19 protein-coding genes and 1 other annotated feature are annotated in these 15579 nt (G+C 39.2%); of the genes, 2 read left to right on the plus strand and 17 right to left on the minus strand.

All coding sequences use genetic code 11. The features are described 5' to 3' along the window. Window positions 1-162 precede the first annotated feature (162 nt). A complete protein-coding gene (locus C7Y47_RS12025) occupies window positions 163-471 on the minus strand; it encodes a post-transcriptional regulator (RefSeq protein ID WP_142509004.1) in 309 nt (102 codons plus the stop codon). A gap of 93 nt (window positions 472-564) precedes the next feature. Here C7Y47_RS12025 and C7Y47_RS12030 point away from each other — a divergent pair, with 93 nt between their 5' ends. Next, window positions 565-2082 carry a putative polysaccharide biosynthesis protein gene (locus C7Y47_RS12030; protein ID WP_142509005.1) on the plus strand — a complete coding sequence of 506 codons (1518 nt, stop codon included), beginning with the start codon at window positions 565-567 and terminating at the stop codon, window positions 2080-2082. On the opposite strand, the gene C7Y47_RS12035 is transcribed toward C7Y47_RS12030, so the two are convergent. The 8 genes from C7Y47_RS12035 to C7Y47_RS25980 all read right to left on the minus strand — a co-directional run bounded on the left by C7Y47_RS12035 (window position 2079) and on the right by C7Y47_RS25980 (window position 9491). Continuing rightward, complete coding sequence (locus C7Y47_RS12035; RefSeq protein ID WP_142509006.1) at window positions 2079-2714, minus strand: DUF421 domain-containing protein; 636 nt, start codon at window positions 2712-2714, stop codon at window positions 2079-2081. The genes C7Y47_RS12030 and C7Y47_RS12035 overlap by 4 nt on opposite strands. A gap of 424 nt (window positions 2715-3138) precedes the next feature. Beyond that, window positions 3139-3399 (minus strand): preprotein translocase subunit YajC, encoded by a 261-nt coding sequence (yajC, locus tag C7Y47_RS12040; protein WP_142509092.1) that lies wholly within the window; start codon window positions 3397-3399, stop codon window positions 3139-3141. A gap of 167 nt (window positions 3400-3566) precedes the next feature. Beyond that, window positions 3567-4712 carry a tRNA guanosine(34) transglycosylase Tgt gene (gene tgt, locus C7Y47_RS12045; protein ID WP_132356976.1) on the minus strand — a complete coding sequence of 382 codons (1146 nt, stop codon included), beginning with the start codon at window positions 4710-4712 and terminating at the stop codon, window positions 3567-3569. Between the two features lie 53 nt (window positions 4713-4765). Next, window positions 4766-5809, minus strand: a complete 1044-nt coding sequence (gene queA, locus C7Y47_RS12050) for a tRNA preQ1(34) S-adenosylmethionine ribosyltransferase-isomerase QueA (RefSeq protein ID WP_142509007.1) — start codon at window positions 5807-5809, stop codon at window positions 4766-4768. 17 nt (window positions 5810-5826) lie between these two features. Beyond that, window positions 5827-6831, minus strand: a complete 1005-nt coding sequence (ruvB, locus tag C7Y47_RS12055; RefSeq protein ID WP_142509008.1) for a Holliday junction branch migration DNA helicase RuvB — start codon at window positions 6829-6831, stop codon at window positions 5827-5829. 18 nt (window positions 6832-6849) lie between these two features. Next, window positions 6850-7470 carry a Holliday junction branch migration protein RuvA gene (gene ruvA / locus C7Y47_RS12060; RefSeq protein WP_053596159.1) on the minus strand — a complete coding sequence of 207 codons (621 nt, stop codon included), beginning with the start codon at window positions 7468-7470 and terminating at the stop codon, window positions 6850-6852. Window positions 7471-7585: 115 nt separating this feature from the next. After that, window positions 7586-8383: a phosphotransferase gene (locus tag C7Y47_RS12065; protein WP_142509009.1), complete on the minus strand. Its 798-nt coding sequence runs from the start codon at window positions 8381-8383 to the stop codon at window positions 7586-7588. A gap of 70 nt (window positions 8384-8453) precedes the next feature. Further along, a complete protein-coding gene (locus tag C7Y47_RS25980) occupies window positions 8454-9491 on the minus strand; it encodes a LysM peptidoglycan-binding domain-containing protein (RefSeq protein WP_142509010.1) in 1038 nt (345 codons plus the stop codon). Between the two features lie 140 nt (window positions 9492-9631). On the opposite strand from C7Y47_RS25980, the gene C7Y47_RS12075 reads away from it, so the two are divergent. After that, window positions 9632-10165, plus strand: a complete 534-nt coding sequence (locus tag C7Y47_RS12075; protein ID WP_142509011.1) for a transcription repressor NadR — start codon at window positions 9632-9634, stop codon at window positions 10163-10165. 130 nt (window positions 10166-10295) lie between these two features. On the opposite strand, the gene C7Y47_RS12080 is transcribed toward C7Y47_RS12075, so the two are convergent. The 8 genes from C7Y47_RS12080 to rplU all read right to left on the minus strand — a co-directional run bounded on the left by C7Y47_RS12080 (window position 10296) and on the right by rplU (window position 15477). Beyond that, window positions 10296-10685 (minus strand): thiol-disulfide oxidoreductase DCC family protein, encoded by a 390-nt coding sequence (locus C7Y47_RS12080; protein ID WP_142509012.1) that lies wholly within the window; start codon window positions 10683-10685, stop codon window positions 10296-10298. Between the two features lie 24 nt (window positions 10686-10709). Then, window positions 10710-11585, minus strand: coding sequence for a prephenate dehydratase (gene pheA / locus C7Y47_RS12085; protein WP_132356983.1), 876 nt, complete (start codon window positions 11583-11585; stop codon window positions 10710-10712). Between the two features lie 474 nt (window positions 11586-12059). Continuing rightward, window positions 12060-12515, minus strand: coding sequence for an ACT domain-containing protein (locus C7Y47_RS12090; protein WP_053484814.1), 456 nt, complete (start codon window positions 12513-12515; stop codon window positions 12060-12062). A gap of 23 nt (window positions 12516-12538) precedes the next feature. Continuing rightward, window positions 12539-13828, minus strand: coding sequence for a GTPase ObgE (obgE, locus tag C7Y47_RS12095; RefSeq protein ID WP_142509013.1), 1290 nt, complete (start codon window positions 13826-13828; stop codon window positions 12539-12541). 5 nt (window positions 13829-13833) lie between these two features. Then, window positions 13834-14361 (minus strand): Spo0B domain-containing protein, encoded by a 528-nt coding sequence (locus tag C7Y47_RS12100; protein WP_142509014.1) that lies wholly within the window; start codon window positions 14359-14361, stop codon window positions 13834-13836. A 138-nt stretch (window positions 14362-14499) separates the two neighbouring features. Further along, window positions 14500-14799 (minus strand): 50S ribosomal protein L27, encoded by a 300-nt coding sequence (gene rpmA / locus C7Y47_RS12105; RefSeq protein ID WP_132356986.1) that lies wholly within the window; start codon window positions 14797-14799, stop codon window positions 14500-14502. After that, complete coding sequence (locus tag C7Y47_RS12110; protein ID WP_132356987.1) at window positions 14796-15152, minus strand: ribosomal-processing cysteine protease Prp; 357 nt, start codon at window positions 15150-15152, stop codon at window positions 14796-14798. Before C7Y47_RS12110 ends, rpmA begins: the two co-directional genes overlap by 4 nt. Window positions 15153-15168: 16 nt before the next feature. Further along, window positions 15169-15477, minus strand: coding sequence for a 50S ribosomal protein L21 (gene rplU / locus C7Y47_RS12115; protein WP_036124117.1), 309 nt, complete (start codon window positions 15475-15477; stop codon window positions 15169-15171). 14 nt (window positions 15478-15491) lie between these two features. Continuing rightward, window positions 15492-15567: a sequence feature (ribosomal protein L21 leader region), on the minus strand. Between the last annotated feature and the right edge of the window lie 12 nt (window positions 15568-15579).

Below are 15579 nucleotides of genomic sequence, written 5' to 3' on the forward strand. Positions count from 1 at the left end.
GTAATCCCCCCAAATTTACAAAAGTTATTAGGCGGTTTTTGAATAAATATACTTATACAAATAAAAAAAGCGCAACACACTCATTATGAAACACGTTGCGCTTGGTGTCAATTCAACACTTTTAGTATTCTTTTATTATTTGACAAATTTCACACTTTCTTCTTAAGTTTTAACCGGACCAAGTAGCATTTTTAACTCTTCCGTATTCAATTCTGTAAACCAATCATTACTTTGTAAAAATTCTACTTGATTAAATGATACGATATCGGACGGTGATACTGAAAAAATAGTGGAGATAATTTCATGTAAACGTAATTGTTCAATATTTTTTTTGCGCCATTTTTTTTCTATACAGAAACGCCATAGCTCTTCTGCTGTAATCGCATCGTATTGATAATGTTTAAACTCTTCCATCTTACTATCAATTGCAGGACGAATTTTTTCAAATAGTTGCTCATACTGCATACTCATTTTGAATCATCTCCAATCAAAGTTGTATCGTAAGACATGTCTGCATACAAATAGTGTAAATGAATTTTTGTGGCTTGAGAAGGGACGGATGGCATGAGTTCTTTTGTACGGGGTACACTATTTTTAATGTTCGTAATTTTTTTATCGAAACTCTTTGGCTTCTTTTATAGAATGCAGTTTATGCGTATCGCTGGTGAAGAGGCAGTCGGCATTTATATGACCGTCTATCCGGCGTTCATTTTCTTCATCTCACTCATTCAACTTGGACTACCTATCGCTGTGGCAAAAATTGTAGCAGAGTTACTAGCAAAAAACAAACGCGAGGGCATCTTTGGTGTTATGCGTACGGCTATACTTTGGTCATTTATTGGAATGATCATCTTTATGCCGATTGTTGCACTTACAATACCATATATTTCGTCTACTCTTTTACATAATGAACAAACAACATTCACGCTTTGGATTGCACTCTTTGCTGTACCAGTGGCAGTTGGTTCTGGATTATTGCGCGCTTATTTACAGGGTATTGCGAAAATTACACCAACAGCTTGGTCTCAAATGATTGAACAAATTATTCGCATTAGCTTCATCACATTTACACTGCCTTTTGTCGCTGCCTATGATAACGCTGCCGTTACAGCAGCCACTGCTATGGGTATTACGCTTCTAGCTGAAGTTGTTGCTTTCTTGTATTTGTGGATGCATTATATTGTCTCAAAGAAAAAATTATTGACACGGAAAAACAAAATCGAGGCTTATCCTGCCTCCCCGATGTTGCGGATTGCCCTTCCTTCTGCAGGAAGCAGGCTATTTGGATCTTTTACTTGGTTTTTAGAGCCGATCATTTTTTTAAAGGCTTTAACAATGGCTGGATTAACGGCCTCCGCAGCAACAATTTTATATGGGGTTATTTCGGGTGTACTAGTCCCACTATTATTATTCCCAGCCTTTGTATCTGCTGCACTTTCGATTGTCCTTATACCGGCTGTTAGTGATGCCGTTGCACGCCAGCATATACCACTCCTACAGGAACGCATTTCTGTATCATTGCGACTATCATCCTTAGTGGGCTGTGTGGCTGCTACGTACTTTTTCGTTCATGGAGACGACTTAGCTATAAAGCTCTTTCACTTACAAGAAAATCGTGGGTATGTGAAAATATTGGCCCCAATTTTTTATTTTTATTATATACAAAGTCCATTGCATTCTATATTACAAGCAATCGGTGAGGCTCGTGCAGCAATGATGAACTCCATTTATGGTGGTCTTGGTAAACTCTTTGTTATGTTCGTACTTGCTTCTCAGCCTGGAATACAGGAAAAAGGTGCTGTTGTAGCAATTGGCTTTGGCGTTTTATTAACTTCATTCTTGCATATTGCAACAGTAAGACAGCGCAAAAATTTGCGTGCTGGCTTTAGAATGTTTGTAGTGCCATATAGCTGCTTTATTGCTGTTTGTGTTACTCAGTATTTCCTGATGCAAATAATGCCACTGCCTTTTATTTTAAGTAGCTGTGTAACCTTGTTTTTACTATTTACTTTCTTACTATTTACCAATCAGTTGCGCATAACTGATTTGCGCTACCTTCGTAAGCTGGCCAAGAAAGTTTAAGATTCTTTCAGCTGGATATGAAGCCGATCTTCCTCCCAAACACAAAAAAATACAGTGTTACTATCCGTAATATTATTTTTAGCAAGCTCTGCCATTAACCAATCAGTATCTTTATGCAAGACCTTTAAATGCCTATCCTGAATATCACCGTCGATAATAAGTGGGTAAACAAATGCCTTTTCATCTTTTTGGTATACCGACAAATTGCCGGAGGGCTCTAGATAGGCATAAGCAATATCTGTAACGGAAGCATTTCCGTTTTCGCGTAATTGTTGACACAAATCATCTAAATTATAGCGTTGCTTGCGCATTTCACTTTCTAAAATGACACCATCTCTTATAAGCATTACTGGATCACCATCAACTAGGTCACGGAATTTTTTATTTTTGAGTGAAATATATGCAGTTATTATTTGAATGAAAAACAATATGATGATTGGCAAAATTACATTAAATAATGGACTTTCGAAATCATCAAGTGCAAATGCAGCAACCTCAGCCATTAAAATGGATACGACTAAATCGATTACAGACAATTCGCCGACCTCACGTTTACCCATTAAACGAAAAATTATTAGGATAAACACATATAAAAAGCATGTTCTAAAAATAATCGTAAAATATTCTTCCATGCAGTCACCCCCATACAATAAGGTGACCGTATACGTTACTTTTTATACAAAAAAGCCTTGTCAAAAATGAATTCTGCATTTTGACAAAGCTATAAATATGGTATAAGGCGTTGTCCGCTTTTTGGACAACGCCTTTAAGATTAATTTCGCCTTGGCGCAATTGCGTCCGAATTTTGAATTGTGCAGGCACAATTCATTCCTTTGAAAATCCGTGACATCCGCCGTAGGCTTTAGACCAACGTGATGTTGGTCACTCAGTCGGTGTTACTGTCACTGTCGCACAAATAACTTGCCACAAGACGTGGCGTTCTTAGACTGAGTTCCTCTATTTCAGTAGGTTTTTGGCATGCCCACGGAAAAGGAATCTCTACCCTATTCATCTCATTTTAAGATGCGGAAATTTTCTACTGAAAGAAGATAAATATTAGTTATTTACAATACGTCCGATTGCCTGACGATCAAATTTTACGCGCACATTGTCTGCGATTTTTAATGTTATAGTTGTGTCCTCAATTGAGTCAATCTCACCATGTAAGCCACCGATTGTAATAACTTTATCTCCACGTTGCAAATTAGTCTGCATATTTTGTGTTTCCTGCTGTCTCTTTTTAGCAGGGCGGATTAAAATAAACCACATTGCAACGAACATGATTAAAATCATGATTAAGCCAGAATATTGTTCCATCATTTTTGCCCCCTTTCCAATTCTTAATTAGTATAGACTATTCCACCATAAAAAAGCGACGGACAAGCCCAAAATTTTTCTATATTACTAATATTTTTTCTAAGATAGACAATTTTTTGCTAGAAATATTCACATTTCACACAAATTTACATGACTTTTTACTAATACTAGAAGTTCTTCGCGTTTGGTCCATTAAAGCCGTATTTCTCGAAAAATTCTTCTCGGAAATCACCCAGACGGTCCTCACGTATTGCCTCACGTACTTGTTCCATTAACTTCAATAGGAAGTGTAAGTTATGATAAGTCGTTAAACGGATACCAAACGTTTCTTCTGTACGGATTAGATGACGAATATATGCGCGTGAATAGTTTTTACATGTATAGCAATCACAGTTAGGATCAATTGGTCCGAAATCACGTGCATATTTTGCATTTTTAACAACTAAACGACCTTCAGATGTCATTAATGTGCCATTACGGGCAATACGTGTTGGTAATACACAGTCAAACATATCAATACCACGAATAGCACCATCGATTAATGAGTCAGGTGAACCGACACCCATTAAATAACGTGGTTTATTCGTTGGCATTAACGGTGTTGTAAACTCTAACACTCGGTTCATAACATCCTTAGGCTCACCAACAGATAGCCCCCCAATTGCATAACCTGGGAAATCTAGCTCTACTAATGCTTCAGCAGAACGACGACGTAACTCCTCGAATTCTCCACCTTGAATGATTCCGAATAGACCTTGGTCTTCTGGACGTTTATGTGCCTCTTTACAACGTTTAGCCCAACGAGTTGTACGGTCTACTGATTGCAGCATATAGTCATATGTCGCAGGGTAAGGTGGACATTCATCAAAAGCCATCATAATATCTGAGCCTAAATCATTTTGAATTTCCATCGCCTTTTCTGGACTTAAAAACAATTTATCCCCATTCAAATGATTGCGGAAATGAACCCCTTCTTCTTCGATTTTACGGAATTGACTAAGTGAGAACACTTGGAAACCACCTGAATCTGTTAAAATCGGGCGATCCCAGTTCATAAATTTATGCAAGCCACCCGCTTCCTTAACAATATCATTACCTGGTCGTAGCCATAAATGATACGTATTTGACAGAATAATACCTGCATTCATGTCCTTTAATTCCTCAGGTGACATTGTTTTAACAGTTGCTTGTGTACCAACAGGCATAAAAGCTGGCGTTTCAAAAGAGCCGTGTGGTGTATGCACGATGCCAAGGCGTGCTCCTGTTTGCTTACAAGTATGAAGTAGCTCATAACGAATTGCTGGTTGTGTCATATTATAAAAATTCCTCTCTTATCTAAAGTAAAAACAGTACTCCGATTTTTTCTTTATTCTCCTTTTGGACGAATAAACATAGCATCACCAAAGCTAAAGAAACGATATTTTTCTTCTACAGCTTGATGATATGCACTTAAAATTGTTTCTCTTGTTGCAAGCGTACTAACAAGCATTACAAGGGTAGACTTTGGTAAATGGAAGTTTGTGATTAAACCATCTACAATAGTAAATTCATATCCCGGATAAATGAAAATAGACGTCCAACCTTGTTCTGCTCGCACTTCGCCTTTATATTTAGAGCCGATAGTTTCTAGTGTACGTGTAGAGGTAGTACCAACTGCAATCACTTTTCCACCATTACTCTTTACTCGATTTATGATAGATGCGGTTTCTTCCGTTACACTATAAAATTCAGCATGCATTTCGTGATTTTCAATTGAATCTACGCTTACGGGACGGAAAGTTCCAAGTCCCACATGTAAAGTGATAAATACAACTTCGACCCCTTTTGCTTTTACTTGCGCTAATAATTCTTCTGTAAAATGCAAGCCTGCAGTTGGTGCTGCAGCTGAGCCACGCTCTTTTGCATAAACGGTTTGGTAACGATCCTTGTCCTCTAATTTTTCACGAATATATGGAGGTAGTGGCATCTCACCAAGTTGCTCTAAAATTTCATAAAAAATCCCATTATATTTAAACTCAAATGTACGCCCACCATGATCAAGCTCTCCTGTACAAGTAGCTGTCAGTAAGCCATCTCCAAATGTTACAACTGTGCCGACTTTTACACGTTTGGCTGGTTTAACAAGTGTTTCCCATTCATCCGTACCTGCCATTTGCTTTAATAGCAGTACTTCTATATGAGCACCCGTTTCCTCTTTAACGCCCATTAAACGAGCTGGTAAGACCCTTGTATCATTTAACACAAGGCAGTCTCCCGCTTGTAGCTCATCTAAAATATGAGCAAAATGATGATGCTCTACATTTTTCGAGCCTGGCGTCACTACCATTAAACGACTAGCTGTACGGTCCAAAAGTGGTGTTTGTGCAATAAGCTCTTCTGGCAATTCAAAATCAAAATCTTCTACACGCATGAAAATACTTCCTTCTTCTAGGTTTGTTGGGGATATTCATATCCAAAATGTTCGTAAGCTGAATGTGTTGCCACACGTCCACGTGGCGTACGCTGTATAAAGCCAATTTGCATCAAATATGGCTCATACACATCTTCAATCGTTACACGTTCCTCGCCTATAGATGCTGCCAGCGTATCTAAGCCTACAGGGCCACCACGGAAGCGCTCAATCATATTGGTCACAAGTTTATGGTCAATATGGTCAAGCCCTCTAGGATCGACTTGTAATAGCTCAAGCGCTTGCTTAGCAAGTCCCTCCGTTATCATACCATCTCCGAGCACCTGTGCATAATCTCGCACTCGTTTTAGCAAACGGTTAGCAATACGGGGTGTACCACGCGAGCGTGTCGCCATTTCAAGTGCTGCTACTTGCTCAATCTCAACAGCAAATAAATGCGCACTACGTACAACAATTTCTGCAAGTGACGTATTATCATAATACTCTAACCTCAACAACACGCCAAAGCGATCTCTTAAAGGTGCTGATAATGCCCCAGCTCTTGTTGTTGCACCAACGAGTGTAAATGGCGGTAAATCAAGTCGTACAGAACGCGCTTCAGGGCCTTTACCAACGACAATATCTAAACAAAAATCCTCCATCGCAGGATAAAGCACCTCTTCTATGGCACGAGGCAGGCGATGAATTTCATCGATAAATAGCACATCCCCTGGTTCCAGTGAGCTTAAAATAGCTGCTAAATCTCCAGGACGTTCGATCGCAGGGCCGCTAGTCATGCGCACATTGACATTCATTTCATTAGCAATAACAGCAGCTAATGTAGTTTTACCAAGTCCAGGCGGTCCATATAGCAGCACATGATCTAAACTTTCCTGACGAAGCTTTGCCGCTTCAATGAAAATTTGTAAATTCTCCTTGACCTTATGTTGACCAATGTATTGTGCTAATCTTTGTGGCCGTAAAGATAATTCAAACTGTTCATCATAGCTACCTGCCTCACTAGCAATCATACGTTCAGACATGTACTTCCCCCCCTTTCACTATTTTAACTTTAATAGCAATTGTAAAGCTTGTTTCATAAATGCATCTGTTGTTTCAAGCTTGTCATTTTCTTCGAGCTGTGGACGTATTTTTTCTAATTCTTTTTCAGAATAACCAAGTGCCATTAAGGCAAGAATAGCTTCTTCAAGCTCATGTTTATATGGATTCACACCAAATAACGGTAGCTCATCTTCTGTACTTGGTAGCTCAATAGTCTCCAACAATCCGCCAAGTTTACCTTTTAAATCTAGAATCATTTGACGTGCCGTTTTCTTACCCACACCAGGAAATTTCACTAAAAATGATTCATCTTCTCGTTCAATGGCACTGATAACCTGTTGCGGGTTCCCAGTAGCTAAAATAGCAAGTGCACCCTTCGGTCCAATTCCTGACACTAAAATAAGTTTACGAAACAGTTCTCGTTGATCTAAATTTGGAAAGCCATATAACACTTGTGCATCCTCACGTACATGCAAGTGAACAAAAATTTGTTGTTCAAGGGCCGATGTCCGGAACGCAAATGGATTTGGTGTATTTAGCTGCCAGCCAATCCCTTGTTGTTCAAGGACGATATACTCAGGAGTTATACGCTTTACTTGTCCTTTTAAATAATCATACATTCTATAATCCCTCACAATCATCGTCTTCGATTATAGCATATTACGAACGAATGCTCGACTATAAGAAATAACACAAGTAGTCGTTCACATAACAAAAATGACCGCCAAAAGACGGTCATTTCTTTATCATTTTATCAATATCGTACCACAGTTTTGGCCAATATGTGAGGGCCCGTTTTGTAAATGGCACTAAATAATCTAAAAATACCAGTTGTTGATTTAATGGTAAATCCACTGCAAAAAGCCATTCACGTAATAGCTCATTTGGATATTTTAAACGATGTAGCTTTTTTTTATCTAATCGTTTCAACTCTGGTAGCTCAGCAAATATTTTACCAAGGTCATAATCTACGGCAGGTAATACACGATGTAACCATAAAATGTATTCATCATCTGCTTCCCCAAGGTGAGCCAAATCAAAATCAATTAAACGTAATTCCCCATCTGAGCACCATAAAAAATTATGATGGACGACATCTCCATGTAAAAGCGTTGTTTCTTTTTCAGCTACATCTTCCTGAGCGATTAGCTGTAACGATTTCTCACTATAATGTAAAATTTGATTGATTTCTTCTTTTGTTAAAAATGCACGAAATTCATTCCGTCTGCTTTTAAAACGCATATGACGCATTTGCCATTTTAAAAGCTGTGAATAGGTGTGCAAACCTGGCACCCGCTGCCAAGCAATTTTTTTATGTGTATCATGTAATGTATTTAAGAGCTTTAGTGATTCCTTCCGATCCTTTTTATGTGCAAAATTAGCACTATGACTTCCTTCTTGCCAATCTTGCACGATTAAATACTCATCTTCACTTTTCATTAAAGGTAAGATTAGCGAGGGCTCCAGATGTCCAAGTCGTCGATGTATAGCCCTTACCTTTTCCGCTATTTCTATCTGCTTTGCTCGTTTCACAAAATAATTTTTGGATTGATATTTATACTTCCAAATATTAGGTTTTACTTCTTCAATGATATACGCTTTTTCACCATCGATAAGGCGTCATCCCGCCTGGAGAAAAATGCGGTGACATCCATGGTCCTACCGAAGCATGTGGCATATGGCAATGTGATGGACATGGCATTGGGCATGGTGGTGGACATGGCGGTGGACAGTAACATGGGTCCATTTGCCACGTCGGCATCATGGCTGGTTGTGCATGACAACCACATGGCTGTTCCATTTCCGGCATTTGCTGATATTCAGGGCTCATAGGGAAGAATGGAGATGTACTAGATTCTAAGAAATCTCCCGCCCCAGCAACTTTTTCGCATCCCGTTTCACATGATGGTTGCTCTGGCATTGTATACGCCTCAACTTGCGGTTCCATAGGCATTGGCATTGGCATTGGCATCGGCATCGGCCAATACATATGATGATGCACTGGCTGATGGCAGCTTGCACAATGTGGTACTGCAGGCATTTGTGGCATGATAAAAATCGGTTGCGGCATTGGTGCTGGTGGTGGCGCCTCCGGTTGGGCTACGGGCTGTGGTTGTATTTGAATTGGAGAAACATTTTGCTCTACACTTGGCATGACAACGTTTTGATTCCAGCTAAGCTCAACAGGCGCTGGCTGAGGCATCGGCATTGGCATTGGATAAGGAATTGGAATCATCTGTGGTTCTGGCATTGGTGGCGGTGGTACAATAATTGGTGGTGGCGTTGGTCTTTGCACCTCTTTTTCTTTAACGTGCCTTGTAGGTGACTCCTTGTGCATATGCTCTTTGTGCATGTGCTCCTTATGCCCCTCCCTATGGGATTCTCTCTGGCCTTCTCTATGTCCACCCTCTCTATGTCCTTCCCTATGTCCTTCCCTATGCATTCCCCAATCTGTTTCTCGATGATGTTCTCTATGTGGTTCTTTGTGTATTTTTTCAGGTAGGATAATTTCCATGCCCGGTACAATATAATCTGGATTAGCAAGATGGGCATTCAGCCGCTTTAAATCTTCAAACGAAACTCCGTACTCTTTCGCAATCTTCCACAACGTGTCTCCCTTTTGGACAATATGAATACGCAATTTTTTCCTCCCTTCCTCTCTTCGTATCATATGTTCAATGTTTCATTTGGATACAAAAATTTCACGCAGTTAGAAATGCTTCATGGTACACTAGTTTTAAGGAAAACTGCTTCCTTTATTACAAGCAGAGGTGATCTCTTATGAAAAAAATGTTAGGCGAAGAACGCCGACTGCAACTCCTAGCACAACTAAAAAAAAGCGCAGCACCTATAACAGGGACGGACCTAGCTAAATTCGCTAATGTTTCTAGACAAGTCATTGTCAATGATATGACATTATTAAAGGCTAGAAATGAACCTATTATTGCAACTAGCCAAGGATATCTTTATATGCATCAGGAACAATTACAGCAAACTGTTGAACGTACAATTCCTTGCTTCCACACTGCCGCGGATGCAGAAGATGAACTTATTACAATAGTTGATTGCGGTGGTACAGTAAAAAACGTTATTGTTGAACACCCAATTTATGGGGAAATTACCGCATCCATTATGGTTTCTAACCGTCATGAGGTAAAACAATTTATTCAGCGTGTCAATGAAACACAGGCAAGTTATTTATCCGAACTTACAGGTGGTACACATCTTCATGTTATTTCTGCACCTTCTGTTGACATTTTAGATTTAATTGAACTTACTTTACAAAAAAAGGGTTACTTAGTTGTAGATCAATAATTTAACAAGCTTTCCTTAGCTGCTAGCTTTCACAAAGACTAGCAGCTTATTGCATTAAATGATTTACTTGAGCTCTCCTTTACAGATTTCAACAAAAAGAGCTATCCACTTTACTTGGATAGCTTAAAAGTTAGAGAAATCTTTTTCGTTGTGAAGATGTCGGCATTAAACATGCTTCTTTTCGTCCAAAAAGACGATATCTATTTTTGGCAAATAATCGATACATTTTATTGCGTATAGATGGAGGAATTATGATAAAAATACAAATAACAGGCCAAAAACTATCTAATCTCCTACAGATTTTAAGTGCTGCTGTAGATTCAAAATATACCTTTCCCTGTTCAATTAAAATGACACTATCAATATTTTCTGGTACTTTATATTGTGCAAGTAATGCCTGCCCAGCTTCACTTTGGATGGACGCAAATTGAAAATACTCTGCTCGATCATATTTGATAATAAATTGCACACTACTATCACAAAAATTGCACACTCCGTCAAATAAAATAATGCCCCCCACAATAATCCCTCCTAGCCATTGTAATTACTCGTCCGATGTTAGATAAGTAAAGTATGTACCAAGTGACTTCACCTTGCAACCAAGTGCAGCTAGTTCTTCCATAGCACCACGCATCATAGGCTCCTTTTCATCTGCTAATACATCAATCATAAAGAAATAATCACCTAAGCCTGTTTTTAATGGTCGTGATTCGATTTTACTTAAATTTAATTGTCGCCATGCAAATACTGATAATACTTGATGTAATGCCCCTGAACGGTCCGTTGGCAATGTAATCATGAAAGTTGTCTTCGCCTGTCCATCAGATAATTCTTGCGGCAATCGTCTATTTTGCTTTGATAATACGAAGAAGCGTGTATGGTTAAAATGGAAATCGTGAATATCAGGTTGAACGATTTCTAAGCCATATTTAACTGCTGCCGCTGCATTTCCAACTGCCGCCATGCACTCGTTTGGATTTTCAGATACAAATTTTGCAGCTGCTGCTGTAGATGTCGTTTGATGTAACGGAACATGGCTGAAACGATAAAATAAGTATTTATGACATTGGGCTAGAGCATGTGGATGTGAATAAACACCTGTAATCGATTCCCAATTGTCCTTTTGTGCTTTATTGACCATTAAATGCTGCTGTATTTTTAATAGAAGCTCACCTGTAACATATAAGGTCGCCTCATGGAATAGATAATCAAGCGTTAGCGATACAGATCCTTCTAAAGCATTTTCTAGTGGTACAACCGCTAAATCTACCTTCCCCTCAGCTACTGCTTCAATACATTCTGGAATTGTAGAACAAGGGACAAGCCACTCATTCGGAAAAGTTGCCTTTGTTGCTAAGTATGTAAATGATGCTTCTGGTCCTAAATAGCCAATTCGTTTTTCCCATTGTTGTTCTGTCATTACATTTACCTCCTTCACTACAACTTGTAGCTTTTGATTTTATATTAAGGTGGCTCATCACCATGACGTGGCGTTGATTTCCGTTCCGACTGCGTCCTTTCCTCGAGGCGTCCGATGAGCAGCTTCACTCGCTTTGCTCGCTTCAGAATCTCATCTGTGACGCTGATCCCCAAGGAGTCATATAGTCGGAACGGAAATCAACTTATATACATGACAACGTTCTAACAAATAGTTCCTCAACTTCTTGATAATGAGCTTCTTAAATTTAACTAATGAAAAATTCGGAATTTTAAATCTATAAAAACCACTTTATATTTCTCCATCAAATGTTAGATTGAGACAGAATGTGATGCTTTCATATATGCTCTTAGCATAGAATAAGGAGCTGTCCCATGAAGCGATATCACTACACCACATGGGACTGCTCCTTTTGAGTTTACTTACATTCTGTCAAAAATTCAAGCTTGCTTTCAGTTACAATGCACCAGAACTAATTACTTCCGCTGACTCTACAAAATCTAAACGTTTGAGTTGCTGTATTAAATCATCAAGTTCACATGTCATACTAGTTACATCTAATGACAATGTAACATTAGCACGTCCTTGAATCGGTATTGTTTGATGAATAGTCAGTACATTACAATGTGTAATTGTCACTGTTTCTAAAAGCTTTGCAAGTGTTCCTTTACGGTCCTGAAGCTGTAAAAAGACTGTTAAAATGCGTTCCTGCACAATTGAGTGAAAAGGAAATACAGCATCACGATATTTGTAAAACGCACTACGCGATAAATCCACCTGCTTTACCGCATCCCAAATGGAAGATACCGAACCACTTGAAAGTAAGTGTTTCGCCTCCAAAGTTTTTTGCATAGCATCCGTTAAAACATCTTCACGAACTAAATAATATCGCTGATTCGCAACATTCTTCATACGCTTCCCCCTAAAACCTATTCTTAGTCGACAAATTCAAATTCGAATTCCAATAAGCGTACAATATCTCCATTTTGTGCACCACGTTCACGTAATGCTTCATCGACGCCCATACCACGTAATTGACGTGCAAAACGACGTACACCGTCCTCGCGGCTGAAGTCTGTCATTTTGAAGATACGCTCAATCGCATATCCACCAAGAATGAATGTACCATCAGGATCACGAGAGATTTCGATTGAATCTGCTTCAGATTGGTGTTTGTAAAGTACCGTTGCATCTGATTCTTCATCTAGATCGTCGAATAATGGGAATTCAGGAGTCACTTCCAGTAAGTCGGCAATTTCAAATAATACCGGCTTTAAACCTTGGCGAGAAACCGCTGATACTGGGAAGATTTTCGTATCTTCTCCCACTTTTTCACGGAAAATTTCTAAGTTTTCCTCTGCATTTGGCATGTCCATTTTATTTGCCACAATAATTTGTGGACGTTCTGTTAAACGAAGATTATATTGTTTTAGCTCATCATTGATTGTTAAGTAATCTTCATAAGGATCGCGCCCTTCCATCCCCGACATATCAATTACATGTACGATAACACGTGTACGTTCAATATGACGGAGGAATTGGTGACCTAGACCAACACCTTCGTGCGCACCTTCGATTAAACCTGGTAAATCGGCCATTGCAAAGCTACGATGATCATCTGTTTCAACCATTCCTAAGTTCGGTACGATTGTAGTGAAATGATAAGCACCTATTTTTGGCTTTGCCGCAGAAACAACAGATAATAATGTTGATTTACCTACACTTGGGAAGCCAACTAATCCTACATCTGCTAATACTTTCAACTCTAATATAACATTTAATTCTTGTCCTGGCTCACCTTTTTCAGAAAGTTCTGGAGCAGGATTGGCTGGTGTTGCAAAGCGGGAATTCCCGCGACCACCGCGACCAGCTTTTGCGATAATCGCTTGTTGACCATGCTCGACTAAATCCGCAATAACAACGCCTGTTTCTTCGTTCATTACGACTGTGCCTGGTGGTACTTTAACGATTAAATCGTCTGCACGTTTACCATGCATTCCTTTACTCATACCATGCTCACCACGGTCAGCCTTGAAGTGGCGTTTGTAGCGGAAATCCATTAATGTACGCAGACCCTCTTCAACTTGAAATACAACATTCCCACCGTGACCTCCATCGCCACCAGCGGGACCACCATTCGGTACAAATTTTTCACGACGGAAGGCTACCATTCCATCCCCACCGTCGCCACCTTTTACATAAATCTTGACGTGATCGACAAACATTTAATTCACTCCCTACTTGCACTCAATACATATATCCAAGACGTATTTGTCTCTTCCACTGTTTGAATGTCGAATTGTTTCAAACCTTTTTCGGTGAATGCATCAGCACTCCATAGCCCATTTAACGTGAATGTCACGGCAAATGTATGATCGTCAACACGTACATCGAGCACAAAGCTCTGCTCTGTAAATGGATCTAATGTATCATAAACATGCATAACTGTTTTGTTTAAGTAATCTACAACTTCCAAATCAATAGTATTTGTGACAGGCTTTTTTATCTCACCGCTTAACTTCATTGGTAATGAAGGGTAGCGCCAGCCTGCTGTTTGCAGCCATTCTATTGTTTGGGGTAATTGTAGACGATTAAGGATAGAAAATACTTGTAATTGCTCTGAATACTCTTTAATAAGTTTTTTTGATTCATCAATTCTACCTAAATCTAAATTCATGCGAATAAGCTGAAGCTGATTCACATAATCATGATTTGCAAAACGTAATACTTCACTAATGGTTAGTGATTGATTGTTCATCCCATTCACTCCAATAAAGTTATCCTTACTAGTATAACAAGTTTTGCTGTATTTTTCCCTTAATTCTTCATTGAAATTTAGCCCAAAAAAGGACTGCAATAAATGCAGTCCTCCGCTTTATGTTATCTTTTTAGAAGATTAAGCTTCTTGTGATGCTGGGTATACAGATACTTGTTTGCGATCGCGACCTAAGCGTTCGAATTTAACAACGCCGTCAACTTTAGCAAATAGTGTATCGTCACCACCACGACCTACGTTTGTACCTGGGTAAATTTTTGTACCGCGTTGACGGTAAAGAATTGAACCACCAGTTACGAATTGGCCATCAGCACGTTTAGCACCAAGGCGTTTTGACTCAGAGTCACGTCCGTTTTTAGTAGAACCTACACCTTTTTTCGATGCGAAAAATTGTAAGTCTAAAGTTAATAATAATTTCATTCCGTTCCACCTCCTACTTGGTTGTAGTTGATTTGGATGTATTGTCCGTAATTTTGCACCATCGAATACACTTGGGCAGTCATTACTTGGACAATTAACTGTAGTTTCGCATCAATCTCAGGCTCTAATTCTGACGGTAAGTTTACCTTAAGATAACCTCCACCTTCAGCAGCTTGTTCGATTTCTGGCTGTAATTGTAATAGTGCATAAATAGCATTTACTGTACCAATGGCAATTGTAGATGCTCCAGCACATACTAAATCCTTACCAGATTCGTCGTATTCTGCATGTCCTGAAAATTCAAATGCTGACACATGTCTATTTTCATCGTGATGAATCGTAACTTGTATCATTCGCTACACCTCACAATTAAGCGTTGATAGCTTCAACAACTAATTTTGTGTAAGGTTGACGGTGACCTTGTTTACGACGGTAGTTCTTTTTAGCTTTCAATTTGAAAACAACGATTTTTTTCGCACGGCCTTCTTTAACAACTTTAGCTGTTACAGTAGCGCCTTCTACGAATGGAGCTCCAACTTTAACGTTTTCGCCACCAACGAATAAAACTTTATCGAAAGTTACAACCTCGTCAGCTTCTACACCTAATTTTTCAACATAGATTTCTTGACCAGCTTCTACTTTGATTTGTTTACCACCAGTTTCAATAATTGCGTACATTTTACTGCACCTCCTCTTAGACTCAGACTCGCCTGTTTATAAAGGTGATCCTACGATACTTAAACCTTTCCAGTGCGGTTGCAGTAGCACAGGTGCTACAAA

Source organism: Lysinibacillus sphaericus (assembly GCF_006864135.1).
Lineage (GTDB): Bacteria > Bacillota > Bacilli > Bacillales_A > Planococcaceae > Lysinibacillus.

What these genes read in the sequence shown, in the direction of transcription:
- C7Y47_RS12025 (WP_142509004.1), bottom strand. Translation starts at nt 471, where the DNA reads ATGAGTATGCAGTATGAGCAACTATTTGAAAAAATTCGTCCTGCAATT.
- C7Y47_RS12030 (WP_142509005.1), top strand. Translation starts at nt 565, where the DNA reads ATGAGTTCTTTTGTACGGGGTACACTATTTTTAATGTTCGTAATTTTT.
- C7Y47_RS12035 (WP_142509006.1), bottom strand. Translation starts at nt 2,714, where the DNA reads ATGGAAGAATATTTTACGATTATTTTTAGAACATGCTTTTTATATGTG.
- yajC (WP_142509092.1), bottom strand. Translation starts at nt 3,399, where the DNA reads ATGGAACAATATTCTGGCTTAATCATGATTTTAATCATGTTCGTTGCA.
- tgt (WP_132356976.1), bottom strand. Translation starts at nt 4,712, where the DNA reads ATGACACAACCAGCAATTCGTTATGAGCTACTTCATACTTGTAAGCAA.
- queA (WP_142509007.1), bottom strand. Translation starts at nt 5,809, where the DNA reads ATGCGTGTAGAAGATTTTGATTTTGAATTGCCAGAAGAGCTTATTGCA.
- ruvB (WP_142509008.1), bottom strand. Translation starts at nt 6,831, where the DNA reads ATGTCTGAACGTATGATTGCTAGTGAGGCAGGTAGCTATGATGAACAG.
- ruvA (WP_053596159.1), bottom strand. Translation starts at nt 7,470, where the DNA reads ATGTATGATTATTTAAAAGGACAAGTAAAGCGTATAACTCCTGAGTAT.
- C7Y47_RS12075 (WP_142509011.1), top strand. Translation starts at nt 9,632, where the DNA reads ATGAAAAAAATGTTAGGCGAAGAACGCCGACTGCAACTCCTAGCACAA.
- pheA (WP_132356983.1), bottom strand. Translation starts at nt 11,585, where the DNA reads ATGACAGAACAACAATGGGAAAAACGAATTGGCTATTTAGGACCAGAA.
- C7Y47_RS12090 (WP_053484814.1), bottom strand. Translation starts at nt 12,515, where the DNA reads ATGAAGAATGTTGCGAATCAGCGATATTATTTAGTTCGTGAAGATGTT.
- obgE (WP_142509013.1), bottom strand. Translation starts at nt 13,828, where the DNA reads ATGTTTGTCGATCACGTCAAGATTTATGTAAAAGGTGGCGACGGTGGG.
- C7Y47_RS12100 (WP_142509014.1), bottom strand. Translation starts at nt 14,361, where the DNA reads ATGAACAATCAATCACTAACCATTAGTGAAGTATTACGTTTTGCAAAT.
- rpmA (WP_132356986.1), bottom strand. Translation starts at nt 14,799, where the DNA reads ATGAAATTATTATTAACTTTAGACTTACAATTTTTCGCATCGAAAAAA.
- C7Y47_RS12110 (WP_132356987.1), bottom strand. Translation starts at nt 15,152, where the DNA reads ATGATACAAGTTACGATTCATCACGATGAAAATAGACATGTGTCAGCA.
- rplU (WP_036124117.1), bottom strand. Translation starts at nt 15,477, where the DNA reads ATGTACGCAATTATTGAAACTGGTGGTAAACAAATCAAAGTAGAAGCT.